Source organism: Nitrospira japonica (assembly GCF_900169565.1).
In the GTDB taxonomy this organism is placed as follows: domain Bacteria; phylum Nitrospirota; class Nitrospiria; order Nitrospirales; family Nitrospiraceae; genus Nitrospira_C; species Nitrospira_C japonica_A.
Genome location: NZ_LT828648.1, coordinates 511,205 through 527,284, shown reverse-complemented (window position 1 = coordinate 527,284; position 16,080 = coordinate 511,205). Strand labels below are relative to the sequence as shown.

15 protein-coding genes are annotated in these 16,080 nt (G+C 60.0%); 5 read left to right on the top strand and 10 right to left on the bottom strand.

The window, feature by feature from the left end:
- Nucleotides 1–7 precede the first annotated feature (7 nt).
- From NSJP_RS02460 to NSJP_RS02420, 9 genes are read right to left on the bottom strand one after another with little or no spacing between them, the layout of a single operon-like run.
- Nucleotides 8–907: a 3-hydroxyacyl-CoA dehydrogenase family protein gene (locus NSJP_RS02460; RefSeq protein WP_080885356.1), complete on the bottom strand. Its 900-nt coding sequence runs from the start codon at nucleotides 905–907 to the stop codon at nucleotides 8–10.
- A 59-nt stretch (nucleotides 908–966) separates the two neighbouring features.
- The gene (locus tag NSJP_RS02455) at nucleotides 967–2,151 is read right to left on the bottom strand and encodes a thiolase family protein (RefSeq protein WP_231989469.1); all 1,185 of its coding nucleotides are present in this window, start codon (nucleotides 2,149–2,151) and stop codon (nucleotides 967–969) included.
- The gene (locus NSJP_RS02450; RefSeq protein WP_080885354.1) at nucleotides 2,148–3,308 is read right to left on the bottom strand and encodes a dihydrolipoamide acetyltransferase family protein; all 1,161 of its coding nucleotides are present in this window, start codon (nucleotides 3,306–3,308) and stop codon (nucleotides 2,148–2,150) included. Before NSJP_RS02450 ends, NSJP_RS02455 begins: the two co-directional genes overlap by 4 nt.
- Before the next feature lie 34 nt (nucleotides 3,309–3,342).
- Nucleotides 3,343–4,335 (bottom strand): alpha-ketoacid dehydrogenase subunit beta, encoded by a 993-nt coding sequence (locus tag NSJP_RS02445; RefSeq protein ID WP_080885353.1) that lies wholly within the window; start codon nucleotides 4,333–4,335, stop codon nucleotides 3,343–3,345.
- Nucleotides 4,332–5,333, bottom strand: coding sequence for a thiamine pyrophosphate-dependent dehydrogenase E1 component subunit alpha (locus tag NSJP_RS02440; protein WP_080885352.1), 1,002 nt, complete (start codon nucleotides 5,331–5,333; stop codon nucleotides 4,332–4,334). Before NSJP_RS02440 ends, NSJP_RS02445 begins: the two co-directional genes overlap by 4 nt.
- A gap of 28 nt (nucleotides 5,334–5,361) precedes the next feature.
- On the bottom strand, nucleotides 5,362–6,114 hold the full coding sequence (locus NSJP_RS02435) for a type I phosphoribosyltransferase (RefSeq protein ID WP_080885351.1): 753 nt from the start codon (nucleotides 6,112–6,114) through the stop codon (nucleotides 5,362–5,364).
- A gap of 16 nt (nucleotides 6,115–6,130) precedes the next feature.
- Nucleotides 6,131–7,117 carry a fumarylacetoacetate hydrolase family protein gene (locus tag NSJP_RS02430; protein WP_080885350.1) on the bottom strand — a complete coding sequence of 329 codons (987 nt, stop codon included), beginning with the start codon at nucleotides 7,115–7,117 and terminating at the stop codon, nucleotides 6,131–6,133.
- On the bottom strand, nucleotides 7,114–8,220 hold the full coding sequence (locus tag NSJP_RS02425; RefSeq protein WP_080885349.1) for a homogentisate 1,2-dioxygenase: 1,107 nt from the start codon (nucleotides 8,218–8,220) through the stop codon (nucleotides 7,114–7,116). The genes NSJP_RS02430 and NSJP_RS02425 overlap by 4 nt, the downstream gene beginning before the upstream one ends.
- A gap of 35 nt (nucleotides 8,221–8,255) precedes the next feature.
- Nucleotides 8,256–8,843, bottom strand: a complete 588-nt coding sequence (locus NSJP_RS02420) for a VOC family protein (RefSeq protein ID WP_172834105.1) — start codon at nucleotides 8,841–8,843, stop codon at nucleotides 8,256–8,258.
- Between the two features lie 270 nt (nucleotides 8,844–9,113).
- Between NSJP_RS02420 and NSJP_RS02415 the strand changes: the two genes are divergently transcribed.
- Genes NSJP_RS02415 through NSJP_RS02400 form a run of 4 tightly spaced genes read left to right on the top strand, consistent with a single transcriptional unit; the run spans nucleotide 9,114 to nucleotide 14,230 of the window.
- On the top strand, nucleotides 9,114–9,848 hold the full coding sequence (locus NSJP_RS02415; RefSeq protein ID WP_080885347.1) for a TenA family transcriptional regulator: 735 nt from the start codon (nucleotides 9,114–9,116) through the stop codon (nucleotides 9,846–9,848).
- Between the two features lie 57 nt (nucleotides 9,849–9,905).
- Nucleotides 9,906–10,868 carry a hypothetical protein gene (locus tag NSJP_RS02410; RefSeq protein WP_080885346.1) on the top strand — a complete coding sequence of 321 codons (963 nt, stop codon included), beginning with the start codon at nucleotides 9,906–9,908 and terminating at the stop codon, nucleotides 10,866–10,868.
- Nucleotides 10,865–12,271 carry a tryptophanase gene (locus NSJP_RS02405; protein ID WP_080885345.1) on the top strand — a complete coding sequence of 469 codons (1,407 nt, stop codon included), beginning with the start codon at nucleotides 10,865–10,867 and terminating at the stop codon, nucleotides 12,269–12,271. Before NSJP_RS02410 ends, NSJP_RS02405 begins: the two co-directional genes overlap by 4 nt.
- 12 nt (nucleotides 12,272–12,283) lie before the next feature.
- On the top strand, nucleotides 12,284–14,230 hold the full coding sequence (locus NSJP_RS02400; RefSeq protein WP_080885344.1) for an acyl-CoA dehydrogenase family protein: 1,947 nt from the start codon (nucleotides 12,284–12,286) through the stop codon (nucleotides 14,228–14,230).
- A gap of 30 nt (nucleotides 14,231–14,260) precedes the next feature.
- On the opposite strand, the gene NSJP_RS02395 is transcribed toward NSJP_RS02400, so the two are convergent.
- The gene (locus NSJP_RS02395) at nucleotides 14,261–14,614 is read right to left on the bottom strand and encodes a DMT family protein (RefSeq protein WP_080885343.1); all 354 of its coding nucleotides are present in this window, start codon (nucleotides 14,612–14,614) and stop codon (nucleotides 14,261–14,263) included.
- 351 nt (nucleotides 14,615–14,965) lie between these two features.
- Here NSJP_RS02395 and NSJP_RS02390 point away from each other — a divergent pair, with 351 nt between their 5' ends.
- The gene (locus NSJP_RS02390; RefSeq protein ID WP_080885342.1) at nucleotides 14,966–16,075 is read left to right on the top strand and encodes a deoxyhypusine synthase family protein; all 1,110 of its coding nucleotides are present in this window, start codon (nucleotides 14,966–14,968) and stop codon (nucleotides 16,073–16,075) included.
- The last annotated feature ends 5 nt before the right edge of the window (nucleotides 16,076–16,080 follow it).

Sequence of the window (16,080 nt, the reverse complement as noted above, 5' to 3'; positions counted from 1 at the left end):
CGGGAGATCAGGTCCTGCCGCTCAGCGCCTCCCGTCTTTCTCCGCTCGCCTCGTAGAGGAAGAATCCACGACCAGTCTTACGTCCCAACCATCCTGCTTCGACGTATCGGCGGAGCAGGGGACAGGGACGGAATTTTGCGTCTCCCAAACCTCGGTGGAGCACGTCACAAATGGACAAGACGGTATCCAGGCCTATGCGATCCGCAAGCGCTAAAGGTCCAACCGGATGGTTGGCGCCGGTCACCATGGCGAGATCGATGTCTTCGGCCGATGCGACGCCGTTCTCCAGCGCAAAGATCGCTTCATTGATCATCGGAATGAGGATGCGATTCACGATGAACCCTGGCACGTCCTTGGCCAGGACTGGAGTTTTCCCAAGCCGCTTCGCCAGTCCGAGAGCCAGGTTCAGCGTGGTCTCCGATGTTTCGAGGCCACGGACGACTTCGAGCAGGTGCATGACGGGCGCGGGATTCATGAAATGCAGGCCCACCACGTCAGCCGGCCGGCCCGCGGCCGTCCCCAGCTTGGTAATGGAAATCGACGAGGTGTTGCTGGCGAGGATGGCGCGGGGCCGGCATATCCGGTTCAATTCGGCGAAGAGCCGCTCTTTGAGGGCGAGGTCTTCGGGAATTGCCTCGATGACCAGCTGGACCGCGTGAAGCCGGTCGAGCTCAACCGTCGGACGGATAAGCGCCAGGGCTTCTCCGGCTCGGTAGCTGGTGAGGCTCCCTCGTTCCGAGGCCCGTTCCAAACCAGCGCGGATCTTGGCGAGGGCCTCCGTCAGCGACGCTTCGGTGACGTCCACCAACAGGACGCGATAGCCGGCCGTTGCACAAACCTGGGCAATGCCGCGGCCCATCTGGCCGGCGCCGACGATGCCGATCGTCTTGATGTCCTCCAAGGTCATGGCGTGCACCGCACAGTATGAAAAGACTTGCGAGTCTCGCTGTGTGCCGACACCGTCGTTCAGCGCTCCACCACCATCGCCAGCGCCTCTCCCCCGCCGATGCAAAGCCCGGCGATTCCCCGCCTGGCGCCGCGGACTTCCATCGCATACAGGAGTGTGGTCAGAATTCTCGCGCCGGTCGCTCCGATGGGATGGCCCAACGCGACCGCTCCGCCGTTGACGTTGACCTTCTTGAAATCGAGTCCCAATTCGCGGTTAACAGCGAGCGAGACGACCGAGAACGCTTCGTTGATCTCGAACAAGTCGATGTCGCCGATGGACAGGCCGGTCGTCTTGAGCGCTCGTGCAATCGCTTCGACCGGCGCGATCGTAAACCATTCGGGCGCCAAGGCCGCTCCGGCGTATCCGACGATGCGCGCCATGGGAGTGAGGCCGAGCCGCGCGGCTTCCGCTTCGGCCATAACGACAACGGCTGCCGCACCATCGTTGCAAGACGGCGAATTGCCCACGGTCAGGACGCCATCTTCCTGGAACACCGGCTTGAGGTCGCGCAGCTTGCCTAGATCACCCCGATTCGGCTCTTCATCGTCCGTGACGATCGCGGGCGCCCCTTTCCGTTGGGGCGTCTCGACCGGCACGATTTCCCGCCTGAAAGAACCGGTCGCGATCGCCTCCTTCGCCCGGCGGTAGCTTTCCAAGGCAAAGTCGTCGAGTTCCCGGCGCGTGAGTTGGTACTTGGCGGCGCACAACTCGCCGGCCTGTCCCATGTGAAAATTGTTGTAGACGTCCCAGAGGCCGTCCTTGACCAGACTGTCCACCAGCTCCGCATGTCCCAGTCGATATCCTTGTCTAGCTTTCTCCAGCAAATAGGGCGCTCTGGTCATGCTCTCCATGCCGCCGGCCACGACGATCCGCGCCTCACCGAGCGCGACGGATCTGGCCGCCATGATCACGGTCTGGAGGCTTGACCCGCAGACCTTGTTCACAGTCGTAGCGCCGACCGAGTGAGGGATGCCGGCTCCGATCGAGGCCTGTCTGGCCGGCGCCTGCCCGAGTCCGGCCCCGAGGACGCAGCCCATGTACACGTCGTCCACGCGGTCGGGAGGCATGTCGATGCGCTTCAATGCTTCGGCGATGGCGATACTTCCCAGCCTGGTGGCGGGTACCGGGCTCAATGCTCCGTTGAAGCTGCCGATCGGCGTTCGGACCGCGCTGACGATGACCGCCCGCTGCGATGTGCTCACAAGATGGGCTCCCATTGACTCTGTTCGAGATAGTCCCTGACCTTCGCCATGAACTGATCCGCCGTTGCCCCGTCGATGACTCGGTGATCGAACGACAGGCTCAGGTATCCCATCGTCCGAATCGCGATGGCGTCGTCGATGACCATGGGTCGCTTTTGGATTGCGCCGACCCCCAAGATGGCAGTCTGGGGTTGATGAATGATCGGGGTGCTGAACAAGCTGCCGAACCCGCCATGGTTTGTGATCGTAAAGGTGCCCCCTTGGACTTCCTCCGGGTTCAGCTTCTTGGTTCTGGCTCGCTCGGCCAAGTCCGCCACTTCTTTGGCCAATAGTGTGAGCCCCTTACGATCCGCGTGGCGCACCACCGGAACCAACAGTCCCTCGTCCAGGGCCGTCGCGATGCCGAGGTGAATATCCTTCTTGATGACGATGCCGTCCTCCCTCCAAGAGGAGTTCAGTACCGGCAGATCTCGAATTGCGCGAGTCACGGCGCGGATCACGAACGGCAGGTAGGTCACGCTCTGTCCTGAGCTTTGCCGGAGAGTGTCCCGGAATTTGGCGACGCCCGAGAAGTCGGCTTCGAAGAACGTAGTGACATGCGCCGACGTCCGCCTGCTGCTGACCATCCGTTCGGCGATGGTTCTCCGCATCTGCGTCAGGGGCCGAACTTCTTCTCCCATCGACAATTCGGTGCCGGCCGGCGGTGATGCGGCTAGACCTCCGGTCTCCGCGATGAACTCCTGCACATCTTTCTTGGTCACCCGGCCGCCGGTTCCGGTTCCCTTCACGTGCGACAGATCCAGTCCATGCGCTGTGGCCAGTTGTCGGACGGCGGGAGAATAGCGGCCATCGCCATCGGACACCGGTTGCGACGGTCGGACGATCACGCCGCCGACACGGTTGATTACGTCGGAAGGGGGAGTGCTTTCAATCCGCGCCAGCAACGTTCCCACAGGGACGGTGCCGCCCTCGGGGATGATGATCTCGCTCAGCACGCCTGTGACGGGTGAGGGGATATCGAGGTCCACTTTTTCCGTTTCCACTTCCACGAGGGCTTGGTCCTTCTGAATCATCCCACCGGGGCGTATGAACCACTTCACGACGGTTCCTTCGGCGACGCTTTCTCCGAGTTGAGGCATGATGATGTCGGTGGCCATGGTGCGGTTCTCAACGTTCAAAATTCACAGCGCGCTAGTACGCCGCCAACGTTCTCGCCGCCTCGACGATTTCAGCGGTCTTCGGAAGAAAAAACTCTTCCAAGGGCGTGCTGAACGGCACGGGTGTATCCGGCGGAGCGATGCGGACGATCGGCCCGTCCAAACAATCGAAGCATTCCTCGGCCAGGAGCGCCGCGATTTCGGCTCCGATTCCGCCCGTCTTGTTATCCTCGTGCAGCAGGATGGCTTTGCCGGTCTTGCGCACCGATTCGTAGACCATGTCCTTGTCGAGCGGGATCAACGTGCGCAGGTCGATCACCTCCACATCGATCCCTTCCGGAGCCAGGACCTGCGCCGCTTCGAGCGCCAAGTGGACCATCGCTCCGTAGGTGATGACGGAGATATCGTTGCCGGTTCGCTTTCGATCGGCTTTCCCGATTGGGACGATGTAATCCTCGCGCGGGAGCGGAGACTTGATGCGCCGGTAGAGAAACTTGTGCTCGAAGTAAATAACCGGATTGGGATCCCGGATGGCGGCCTTGAGCAGACCTTTCGCGTCGTAGGGAGTGGAAGGCGCGACGAGTTTGAGCCCCGGCGAGTGGAAGAACCAGCCTTCCGGACATTCGGAATGAAAGGGACCTCCGTGCACACCGCCGCCGAACGGGGCACGAATGACCATCGGCACCGCGGCCCCCCACCGGTAATGATTCTTGGCCGCGACTTCGGTGATCTGATCGAATGCGCAAGAAATAAAGTCGGCGAACTGCATCTCGACGACCGGCCGCAGACCCATCATCGCGGCACCGATGGCCGCTCCCACGAATCCGGACTCGGCCAGCGGCGTGTCCAGAACCCGCCACTCGCCGTACTTCTGGAGCAACCCTTCCGTGATCTTGAAAGCCCCGCCGTAGGCGCCAATGTCTTCGCCCATGAGGAACACCCGGCCGTCGCGGGCCATTTCTTCATCCAGAGCCTGCGAGATTGCTTCTAAGTATGAGACGTCGGCCGATGCCGCAACGGTCGTCATGACTCCACCTCTTCTTCGGTGGCGAACACTCCTTCCAAGACTTCCCGTCCCTCCGGCAGCGGACTGTGCTCGGCAAACTCCAGGCCCGTGTCGACTTCTTTCTTCGTCCGTTCGCTGATCTCCTGAAAATATCCTTCGTCGCCATAGCCCAGTCGCGCGAGCAGATGCTCGGCTTTCAGGATCGGGTCTTTCTTCTTCCATTCCTCCAACAGCTCACGCGGGACATACTTGGCTGAGTCGTGCTCGGAATGGCCGTGCATGCGCATGGTCTTGAACTCCAGGAACGTCGGCCCGTCGCCCGCACGGGCTTTCGCCACGCCGCGTTTCGATGCCAAATACACCGCGGATACGTCGTTCCCGTCCACGATCTCGCCGGGCATCCCGTAGGCCTTGGCCCGGTCGGCCACGTCCTGGATCGCCATTTGAATGTTTTGCGGCGTTGAATACGCATATTGGTTGTTGTTGCAGAAGAAGACGACAGGCAGTTTGCGGACCGCCGCGAAGTTCATCGCCTCGTGGAAGTCACCGCGGCTGGTGCCGCCGTCGCCGGTGCCGGCGACGACCACGCGGCGTTCGCCGCGAATCTTGAAAGCCAGCGCCGCGCCGGCCGCAACCGGAAGATTGTCGGCCAGATGGCTGACAAAGCCGATCACGCCCCGCTTGAGATCTCCCATGTGGACGTTGCCGTCTTTCCCTTTGGTCGGTCCGGTCCGCTTGCCGAGATATTGGGCAAGGACCTCGCCCGGCGTGATTCCGCGGATGAGGAAGGCTCCCATGTCCCGGTGGAACGGGGCGATGACGTCGTCTCGTTCGATGGCGGACGCATAACCAACCGCGATGGCCTCCATGCCGTGGCTGGTATAACAGCCTCCGGCGATGTGCCCTTGCCGGTAGAGTGCGGTAATTCGGTCTTCCAGGGATCGGGTGAGTCGGAGATAGTAGTACATCTGGAGGAGATCGGCCCGCTTGATGTGTTGGCGTACCATCTCGAGGTCCATGGGCTCCTCCGGTTGGGTGAGTCGGTTGTCAGAGTTCCGGGATATCCTTCCAGGACAATAGGGGCATGTGTTGCCGGCATAGGGGGCATTGCCCCGGTTCCCACTGCGGCATGTCGAGATCGGTTGCGCAATAGAAGGGATGCTGCGCGGTCAATTCGTGCATCAAAGGAAACTGCCCGCTGTCCCTCCGCGCAAAGACCATCATTCCCGCCAGCAGGCCTCCGTTGCCGGTGACGACCGTACCGAGTTTGCTCACGCAGTTGCCGCGGGTGGTGACATCATTGAGCGCGAGAAATCGTTCGCCTCGTTTGATCGCGCCGGCCTTGATGTCCGTCCCGATCCGTCCCGTTTCGTGGCTGTAGGGCGTCAGCGCCACGCGCAGCGGCATCGTGCTGCGCAGGACCTCCGCGATCCCTTTGGCGAGTTGTTCGGCCGCCGACGAGGTGGCCACGATGCCTGCGATCGGATCGCGCTCGAACTCTTGCTGGATCCAATCGGCCATATCCCCGGACAACAGTCCGATCAGCTGCGGAGAACGGGCAATGGAATCGAACCGGAGATAGGTGGCCGTATGATGGCCTGAGACGACTTCGACGTGGGTATCGAAAAAGACTGACTGTGAGGTCTGCAAGACGTGAAGGACGTCCCACGTGGTCAGTCTGGTATGCGATCCCTCGCGGATGATCGCCTTCAGCTTGGGATCAATGGCCGGCCCGCCATAGAGTCGACGGTGCCGTTCAACTAATTCCGCGAGGGCTCGTTCATCCGTCAGCACGCTCATGCACGTGCCTCTTTCGTCAGGACGTTGCGCCTACGATGCGGGTTCGCAGGACCCCGATGGGTTGAATCTCCAGTTCCACCACGTCTCCCGGCTTCAAGTAACGGTCCAGTTCGAGCCCGCATCCTCCTCCCACGGTTCCAGAGCCGAAGATGTCTCCCGGATAGATTGTTTCCCCGCGGGATACGTGCGCGATCATTTGCGGGAAAGACCAGTGAATCGTCCCGAACCGCCCTCGCGACCATTCCTCTCCGTTGACCCGTGCGACCATGCTGAGTCCGCCGAGATCCGCGGCCTCGTCGGAGGTCATGAGGCAGGGGCCAAGTGCCGTCGCAAAATCCTTACCTTTGGCAGGGCCCAACCGGCAGGCCATCTCTTGGAACTGAACGTCGCGGGCGCTGAAATCATTCATGATCGTATAACCGGCGATATAGTGTTGTGCGTCCCGTTCGGCGATGTCTTGGCCCTTGCGTCCGATGACGCAGGCCAGTTCCAACTCATAGTCCAACATTGTCGTGTTCAACGGCCAAGCCAGGTCCTCGTCCGGTCCGATAATGGTCCGGTGGTTCCCCTTATAATAGACTGGTGCTTTGTACCATTCGGGAGGAATCGGCTGCCCACGCCTCTTGGATGTCGCCGCAATGTGATCTTCGAAGGCGATAAAGTCGCGAAGGGACGGCGGGTCGACCAGGGGAGCGGCGATCTGAACGCCCGCTGTCGCATACACGATCGTCTCGCCGGACGGACCCGTGGCTGAAGGGTCGAGCGTCACGGCGTAACCCATCGCCTGCCGCGCAGCGGACATCGTCGATGTCCCCCCTTCCAGAAACGCCAGCATGCTCGAGGGGACTTGGGCATTGGCCAGCCGATGCGGCTGCGCTTCTCCGTGATCGGCCAACCAGCGCGTATAGGCCATGTTCAGATCGACCAGGCTGCGGCCGTGCATTGCCCCCACTCGCGTGAATGTGCCGACAGGAGTTGAGACTCGGAAACTGACAAGCTTCATCGGCGGCTCCAACTCAGCGCATAGTCTTTCACTTCCACGGATTCCATCTCCGCTCGTACCGTGAACGGTGCCTTGGATTCGATCATCACTGCGACCTCGTTCGTCTGCGTCTTCCCCTTGCTGGCTTGCACAGCCTGCGGCTGCGGTCCGTGATGGATCCCCTGCGGGTGCAACGTCAGCATGCCGGGCTGAATCCCCGCGCGGCTGAAAAAGTCTCCCTGATGGTAAAAAAGCACCTCATCGTAATCCGTATTGCGATGGTAGAACGGCACACGCAACGCCTCAGGGTCGCTTTCCAACGGCCTGGGGGCGAAGGTGGAAATAAGGCAGCCGCCGGCCCTGAATGTTCCGTGGACGCTCGGCGGCAAGTGGTAGCGGGGGCTTGTGACCGGCCGAAAATCACGGACGTTCAACTTGGCCGCCCACAGATCGCCTTTCCACCCCACCACGTCCATCGGATAGAAGGGATAGACGACCAGCGTGGAATTTCCCTGTCGCTTGATGCGGACTTCCCACTCTTGGCCTTCGGCGTCCGATGGTTCCGCCGCCCCCAGCTCAGGAGCGACTAGGACACCCAGATCGAACAAGGCATGATGACCGAGCGGCCCGCGGTCCGGTACCGTGATCGATTCGGGCGTTTCGACGATGAGAAAAAAGGACGGACCGGCATCGACGTGAATTCGATAGGTCGTTCCCTTCGGAATGACGATGTAATCGCCCGGCTCATACGAGAGTGTGCCGTAGTCCGTCTCAAACCGTCCCATGCCCTGATGGGTGAAATGCACTTCATCCCCGTCGGCATTGCGAACGAAATGGGTCATTGTCTCTGTCCGGGCAGATGCGTACAGACTCACGTCCTGGCTCTGCATGATGAGAGCCGGTTGAGTCGCAGCAGGTCGATCGGCGGTGCAGAGCCGGTTGCAGGCAAAGGCCCGGGGTTTCAGCGGTCCGTCAACCTTCAGCCAGCCAGTGGGCGGATGGGATCGGTACAAATGCGACGCAGGACCGGCGAATCCGGCTCGTCCGTGTTCTTCCTCGCAGATTCCTTCGGGGATGCCGACGTGGGCTTGATTGGGAACCTTGCCTTTTTTGTTGAGATACATGACCGGCCTCTTGAAAGGCCCAAAGCGTTCGCTAACTACGATGCCCGCTTCAACGGCTTCTTGCGTCCTGGAATGGGGGACGAGCCGTAATCGATGATTGTCCGTTCGACTCCCGATGCTTGATCTTGTTCGATATCCTTATAGAGGGACTCAACCGTGCTTCGGACGAAGGTTTTCGCCTTCTCGTCCCCATGAACCCTTTGCGTCAGTTCGATGAACAGTCCGCTCCCCGGGAAAAGCGGGAAGGTGAATCTCTGTTTGAGCGGACCGAACCCATCCCGGCCTTCCTTCACTGAACCGCTGAACTGGACGCCATGAGTCTCCCATTCACGACAGGCTGCCTCGATGTCATCGACCTCCAGAGCGAAGTGCTGGACGCCCTGACCGTACCTTTCGACAAATTGGCTGATCTGCGACTTGGTCGTCTTGTTCCGGCCCTGCATGAGCGCGATCTTGGCGCTGCCTCGCTGTACGACTACCGTATCCATCGATGATTTTTCAGTGCCGACGTCCCGGGCGGACCAAATCACTTCAAAGCCGAGGACCTTGGTAAACAGATATTCCGCTGCATCGAGGTTCTCGACGCAGAGCGTGATGTGATCAATGCCGGTTGAATGGTCCATAGTGCCTCCTCCCGTGGAGGTCAGGGTCTCGTAAAAACACGCTAACATAAAACAAATATCAAATGATAGTTATAACGCATAAATTTAATGATCAAAAATTCTTCCTGGTATATAGATTCATCATGAATTACGTTGTGTGTTTTTAATATTAAATAGTTATGATGGACGTCGGGTGTTGATCCAGTGATTTAAAAAGTATATTATCTGACTGTCATCTCATCCGTCAGACGTCACAGCATGTCCTGTCTTCTTCCTGCCCGGAGGTGACCGATGACCTTCTATCAGGAAATGAGGAGTCTGGTTCTCGGGCACGGCGCCATCAACAATGCGTACCTCGATCGCTTTCAATCGGGAGAGCTCACCGACGCCGAGCTCACGGAGTTTGCCATCGAGTTCTACAACTTCGCTCGCTTCTTTCCCCGGATCTTGGTGACGCAACTCGTCAATACGGAGGACGAGAAGGTCGCCGAGGAACTGACCAAGGTCCTCTATTCAGAATTGGGCGACGGAGAGGCCCGGTATCGTCACGAGCTGCTGTATCGGGATTTTCTGCGCTCGATCGGTATCGGCGTGCACGAGGCCATGTCCCGCCCCATGCTGCCCTCGACACACCGCTATATCGAAGGGATGGAACAGCTGTACGGAGACGGCAATCACGCCAAAGCCTTGGGCGCGTCCTTCGGTCTCGAAAACATGGCCATCACCATGTGGGATCATTTGATCCCGGGGCTCAACCACCTGAGATCCGGTCGTTATCCCCGTATGGACGTCACCTATTTCACGTTTCATCGGGAGCTGGAAGCCACGCACGAGGAGGCGATGGAACATGCGGTGGAAGCCATCGAGGGCACGAACGGCACCGGTTTGTCCGATGAGGAAAAAGACGATTTCCAGTCCGGCGTGAACGCCGTTCTTGGATATCTGGAGGGTTTCTGGATGGGGTTGGCGCGCAGAAGGGCTCCGGACCGTGAGCCGCAAGATACGATGCACCCTCACGCGGCATGAGGCGTCTCGCGCCATTCGGGCTTGGATTCATCTGGATTCATGTGAGAGGAGCGGGGCATGTCGGACATCTCGAAGTACCTCGAATCCGTCAAGGAGCGGTTCGCTCTCAGCAGTGATTACGCGGTGGCGAAAAAGCTGGGCATCGCCCAGCCCGAAGCCAATTTGATCCGGCGCGGGCTTAAAATTCCCAAACCGGAGCTCTGCATCAAGATCGCCAAACTGCTCGACAAGAATCCGGTGGAGCTCCTGCTGATCGCGCAGAAGGACAAGGCTCCGTCCTCCGCCAAAGAATATTGGACCCTGGCGCTGACCGCCGTCGACGTCATGCTCCACGTTCCCAAGAATCCCAAATACATTCCGCGCAAAGTGGAGGCGATCGGGCGAGAGCTCCGCCAGCTCGAAACGCAGACGCTGACATACGAAGGAGCGGAAGCAAACGCCGAGGCCGTCCGGCTCGTTCAAACGGCCGAACAGTCCATCGACGCGGTGATGGAACGCTGGAACATCTGGAAGAAGGGCGAGGCGCTGTATCCGAACTATCTATTGGCCAACCAGGAAGCTGCCAAGCGAGGCGTGCGCATTCGCCGCCTGTTGGTGCTGACCCGTGAGCAAATGGAGCAGGAGCCGGTCGTGCATGATGCCATTCAGGTCATGGACGACCAGCAACGGGCCGGCATCGACATTTTCTTCGCGTTCCGCGAAGAACTCGAACGGGCGCCCACCTTCCAACGGTTCGAAGAGGATTACAGGAGCCAGGGAGCCGCGAGAGATCTCAACGCGGCCATCTTCGATGGGGAGATCCTCATTTTCTCCCAGTCCTACGGCCAGGTGCAGCTCGGCGTGGTCGGTCCTCCGACGCCCATCACGATGATTAATCAATTGGAGATCACGTGGAAGCCGGACCTTCTGCGCGATCTCGACCCAGCGCCCCTCTTCGACATGACCCGCTATGTGTTCGAGTACAAGGATCCGCGGGCGTTTCGGGGAGAATTGGCCAGGTTCAAGAAGGCGGTCGCATGAAGTTTCCCTCCGAGCCCTTCAAGATCAAGGTGGTGGAGCCGATCAGACGCACGACGCGCGAGGAGCGGGATCGCCTGCTGCGCGGCGCCGGGTACAACCTGTTCCAGGTTCCCGCCGAAAGCGTGTACGTCGACCTGCTGACCGACAGCGGCACCTCGGCCATGAGCGACGACCAATGGGCGGGCTTGATGTTGGGGGACGAATCCTATGCCGGCAGCAGGAACTACTATCACTTCGAGCAAGCGGTCCGCTCCATCTTCGGGTACACGCACGTGATTCCCACTCACCAGGGACGCATGGCCGAAAACCTGCTGTTCTCCACGGTGGTGAAGCCGGGCGCCTGCGTTCCGAACAACATTCATTTCGACACCACCAGGGCCAACGTCGAGCATCAAGGAGCGGAGGCGCTGGATGTCGTGATCAAAGAGGCCTATGACCCGCATTGCGAGATGCCGTTCAAAGGCAACATGGACGTGGTCCGGTTGGAGGAGACGATCAATCGGATCGGCCCGGACCGGATTCCGCTGGTGATGCTGACGATCACGAACAACAGCGGCGGCGGGCAGCCGGTCTCGATGGACAATGTCCGGCGGACCCGCGTGCTTCTGGACCGCTACCGCATTCCTCTCTTCTTCGACGCCTGCCGCTTTGCCGAAAATTGTTTCTTCATCAAAGAGCGGGAGCCGGAGTTCGTGAGCACGCCGATTCTCGACATCGCGCGTGAGCTGTTCAGCTACGGCGACGGCTGCACCATGTCCGCCAAGAAGGACGGCCTCGTGAACATAGGGGGATTTCTCAGCCTGAATGACGACCGATGGGCGCAGGACATCACCAACATGCTCATTCTGGTCGAGGGGTTTCCCACCTATGGCGGATTGGCCGGCCGCGATCTCGAAGCGATGGCCAGAGGGCTCCGCGAAGTGCTGGACGAAGACTATCTTGCCTTCCGGATCGGGCAGGTGCGGTATCTGGGAGAGTTGCTGGATCAGGCGGGCGTGCCCATTCTCAAACCGATCGGGGGACACGCCGTGTACCTCAACGCCAAAGAGTTTCTGCCGCACATTCCGCGGGCGCAATTTCCCGCGCAATCCCTGGTGGCCGCCCTCTACCGGGAATACGGGATCAGAGGGGTGGAGATCGGCACGGTGATGTTCGGCAAAACAGATCCGGCGACCGGGCGAACCGCCTATCCCGAGCTCGAGATGGTGCGGCTGGCCATTCCGCGCCGGGTCTACACCAACATGCAGATCACCTATGTCGCGGAATCGATCATCGAGCTGTTCCGGCGCCGCGAGACGACTTGCGGTCTTCGCTTGACCTATGAGGCGCCGGTGTTGTGCCACTTCACGGCGCGATTTGAGGAGGTTCTGCAGAGCTCTCCCGTCGCGCAGCCTGCGTTCTGAAACGGAGCGGTTATGGGATCGCTGTTCAAGGGCTTCGAACGAATCGAAGAGGCTCGGGATCGGTTGTCCGGCCGCAGCTTTATGGCCGGTCTTTTCGCGGGGAGGCCCGATTTCCCGCTGCTCCTTCTCCCGGAAGAATCACCGGCCGAGACGGAAGTCTGGGAAAGCTATCGCCCCAGGCTGGAGACGTTTCTCACGACGCAGGTCGATCCCGATGAGATCGAACGGACCGCCAAGATTCCCGATGCCGTGCTGCAGGGATTGTTTGCGATCGGCGCGTTCGGCATGAAGATTCCCAAGGAGTACGGAGGTCTCGGATTTTCGTATACGAATTACGGCCGGGCCCTCATGCTCATTGCGAGCTGGAGCAACGTCCTGGCATTGACCGTGGCCGTGCCTCAATCCATCGGGATTGCCATGCCGGTGCTCCTGTTCGGCACCGAAGAACAGAAACGAAAATATTTGCCGCTCGTCGCCCGCGAAGCCATCTCGGCCTTTGCGCTCACCGAGTCGGTCACGGGGTCGGATGCCGCTAATGTCCAGACCGACGCGGTGCTGGACTCCGGCGGAATGGCCTACAGGCTGAGTGGGGAGAAGCTGTGGTGCACGAACGGGACCATTGCCCGCTACATTACGTTGATCGCCCGGGTGCCAGCCAGGAGAGAGCTGTGTGACGGACGAACTGTTTGGGTCCCGGTGCCGGAAGGCAAGGAAGCGGAGGATCGGGTCCACACCGCATTCATCCTTGATATGGACCTTCCAGGGGTCAGAGTGCGCCAACGGTGCCAATTCGAGGGATGCCGGGGTATTGAGAATGCCTATATGACCTTCAGAAATGTCCGCATACCTGCGGCAAACGTGATCGGTGACGTTGGTCGGGGATTGAAGTACGCGCTCACCATTCTCAATGTCGGCCGGGCGATCAGTATTCCCGCCATTTGTCTGGGCATGGCCAAACAAGCATGGCAGCCGACGCTCGATAGAGCCAACGACCGAGTGACCTTCCAGAGACCGCTCGCCGAGCGGCAGACGCAGCGTATGAGGGTAGGGCGGATGGCCGCCGACCTCTTTGCGATGGAGGCGCTTGCCTTCTCCGTGTGGCGAATGGCCGATCGGCGCGACTACGACGTTCGGATTGAATCGGCGATCGCCAAAATATGCTGTTCGGAACGCACGATCCGGTTTCTGAAAGATGCCCAGACTATCTTCGGTGGAATGGGGTACGAGACGGCCGATTCCAAGCGGGTCCGTGGAGAACCGGCTTTCGGCATCGAACAGCTCGTTCGCGATGCGGAGATGTATCGCATCGGGGAGGGAGCGACGGATATCCTGCGGCCCTTCGTGGCGCGCGAGGCGCTCGACCCGCACCTGGAGCGTGCCCGGACGTATCTCGAAGAAGAGCCGATAGGCCTGCGGCGGCTCGTGAAGCTGGGATCTCTCGCCGCCTTCTACATTCCCTGGTATCTGAGGCAATGGATACCGAGTCCTTTGCCGTCTCGGCCCGAGTTCCGGCATCCGAACGTCCGCCCCAAGCTGCGTTTTGTGGAGCGCGCAAGCCGGCGGCTCGCGCGTGCAATGTTCTACTCCGTGGCGTGGCATCGGCAGGCGCTGCGCGACGACCAGGGGCGCCAGAACCGTATCGAAAGCATCGGGGAGGACCTTGCCGCGATCGCGATCACCGGGCTGTATGCAGAAGCGCAAAGGGGAACGGCTGGATACGTCGAGGCGTGGGATCTCGCAGACGAAGTCTTCCGCGAAGCGAAGGTCCGTGTGAAACGGCAGATTCGCGCGCTCATTTCCAATAGGGATGCGCGGTCAGCGGGACTCGGGGTGAAGACGCTGGGAGGGGCCTGTCCGGCTCTCTCGGCGGGCATCATCGCGCGCGGCCTTCGGGATTACCAGATGCCGGAGAAGGATGCCGTCGGTACCGGCGAGGGAAGGAAGCAGGCCGCAGTCTGAACGGTCGCGCCGCTGTCCGAGGCCGCCGCGTCACCATTCCAGACCGTATCGGTCCTGAAATACCATCCAGGCGGCTACGGTCAGCAGAATGAATCCAGCGAGATGTTTCGGCCGTAATTGCTCACCAAGATAAAGCTGCGCGAACACGATGAAGACCGTCAGGGTAATGACCTCCTGAAGGGTCTTGAGTTCATAGGCTGTGAGCGCGTGGTAGCCGAATCGATTGGCCGGCACCTGCAGACAATATTCGAAGAAGGCGATGCCCCAACTGGCGATCACGACGACCCAGAGCGGTCGATCCATGAACCGCAGATGACCGTACCATGCGACCGTCATGAAGATATTGGACAGGATAAGAAGAGTGATCGTTAACAGAAAGTTCATGGAAGGTCCTCCGTGACCGTTGTGCATTCCTCGCGCAACGAGGCCGCACGACTTCGGCAAGCACAAGTGAAGAAGCTGGTGAACACGTCGAGAGATCCCGCGGCAGGGTGCAGATGCTATTATGAGGACCAGATATCGGTCAAGCCCGCTCCGTCTTTCTTGAGGCAATCGGTCGTGGGGTGCGATCGCGCGCTTCGCGCCCGCTCTTTCCCGAATGCGCACCGACAGTGTCCGTCGTATGGACGATGGATTGTCCGGCCGACCTTCAATTGACGCCTCTGGCGTCCGTTGTGTATAACGGATGCGCTTCCCTCTGCTTCCACATCCGGTACAGGACGACTCGTATTTTTTATGGGCGCTAGAGAATTTCGGGACGGGGCGCAGGACGGACTCGAAGCGCTGGAGCCTCTCGATCCCGAAGCCATCACATCGTTCGACGGCTTATTGACCGCCATGCGCAAGACCGCCTTCGGGGGGCGCCGGCTTGGCGAGGCCTACGAAGTCTTGTCCGCAATGATCGAGGATCCGGACTGCTCCGTCGTCATGACCCTGTCCGGCGCCATGACCATTGCGAAGATGGGCAAGATTGTCAGCACCATGATCGACCACGGAATGGTGCAATGCGTGGTCTCGACCGGGGCGCTGATCGCTCATGGACTCAGCGAGTCCGTCGGGAAGACGCACTATCGCCACCATCCGTCGATGAGCGACGAGGAGCTGTTTCGCAAGGGGTATAATCGCGTCTACGACACCCTCGAGATGGAATCGAATCTGAATTATGTCGAGCATGTCGTCGGTCAGACGATGAAGCGTATCGATCCCAATCAGCCGTTGTCCTCCGAATTACTGACCCGCGAACTCGGGCGCACGCTCGCGGATGAATTCGACGGCGCCGGCATACTGAAAAGTGCCTATCTCAAGAAGGTACCGGTCTATATCCCGGCGTTCACCGATTCGGAGATGGGCTTGGACGTGGGAACCTGGGCGATGGGCCGCGTGGTGGATCAGGCGCGTGCCCAAACGAAAGACGGGACCGATCTGGATATTTTGCGAACCATCAACAAGTCCTATCCGTCCTTCAATCCGTATCAGGACCTCAATAGTTATACGACTCACATCACCTCGGCCAAACGGCTGGGCATTTTTACAATTGGCGGCGGAGTGCCGCGCAATTGGTCTCAGCAGGTTGGGCCGTATGTCGAGATCAGCAACATGCGTCTGGGGCTCAAAGTCAGGCCTCCCCGCTTTCACTATGGGGTGCGGATTTGTCCCGAGCCGGATTACTGGGGCGGCCTGAGCGGGTGTACCTATCAGGAAGGGATCTCGTGGGGTAAGTTCGTTTCTCCCGAAGAAGGGGGACGCTTCGCCGAAGTCTTGAGCGACGCAACGGTCGTCTGGCCGTTGTTGATGGTCGGCCTGCTCGAACGAATGAAACTCAAACGCACGGCCCGCAAAGCATGATCTTC

Coding starts and splice junctions, on each gene's coding strand:
- NSJP_RS02460 (WP_080885356.1), bottom strand. CDS start 907: ATGACCTTGGAGGACATCAAGACGATCGGCATCGTCGGCGCCGGCCAG.
- NSJP_RS02450 (WP_080885354.1), bottom strand. CDS start 3,308: ATGGCCACCGACATCATCATGCCTCAACTCGGAGAAAGCGTCGCCGAA.
- NSJP_RS02445 (WP_080885353.1), bottom strand. CDS start 4,335: ATGACGACCGTTGCGGCATCGGCCGACGTCTCATACTTAGAAGCAATC.
- NSJP_RS02440 (WP_080885352.1), bottom strand. CDS start 5,333: ATGGACCTCGAGATGGTACGCCAACACATCAAGCGGGCCGATCTCCTC.
- NSJP_RS02435 (WP_080885351.1), bottom strand. CDS start 6,114: ATGAGCGTGCTGACGGATGAACGAGCCCTCGCGGAATTAGTTGAACGG.
- NSJP_RS02430 (WP_080885350.1), bottom strand. CDS start 7,117: ATGAAGCTTGTCAGTTTCCGAGTCTCAACTCCTGTCGGCACATTCACG.
- NSJP_RS02425 (WP_080885349.1), bottom strand. CDS start 8,220: ATGTATCTCAACAAAAAAGGCAAGGTTCCCAATCAAGCCCACGTCGGC.
- NSJP_RS02420 (WP_172834105.1), bottom strand. CDS start 8,843: ATGGACCATTCAACCGGCATTGATCACATCACGCTCTGCGTCGAGAAC.
- NSJP_RS02415 (WP_080885347.1), top strand. CDS start 9,114: ATGACCTTCTATCAGGAAATGAGGAGTCTGGTTCTCGGGCACGGCGCC.
- NSJP_RS02410 (WP_080885346.1), top strand. CDS start 9,906: ATGTCGGACATCTCGAAGTACCTCGAATCCGTCAAGGAGCGGTTCGCT.
- NSJP_RS02405 (WP_080885345.1), top strand. CDS start 10,865: ATGAAGTTTCCCTCCGAGCCCTTCAAGATCAAGGTGGTGGAGCCGATC.
- NSJP_RS02400 (WP_080885344.1), top strand. CDS start 12,284: ATGGGATCGCTGTTCAAGGGCTTCGAACGAATCGAAGAGGCTCGGGAT.
- NSJP_RS02395 (WP_080885343.1), bottom strand. CDS start 14,614: ATGAACTTTCTGTTAACGATCACTCTTCTTATCCTGTCCAATATCTTC.
- NSJP_RS02390 (WP_080885342.1), top strand. CDS start 14,966: ATGGGCGCTAGAGAATTTCGGGACGGGGCGCAGGACGGACTCGAAGCG.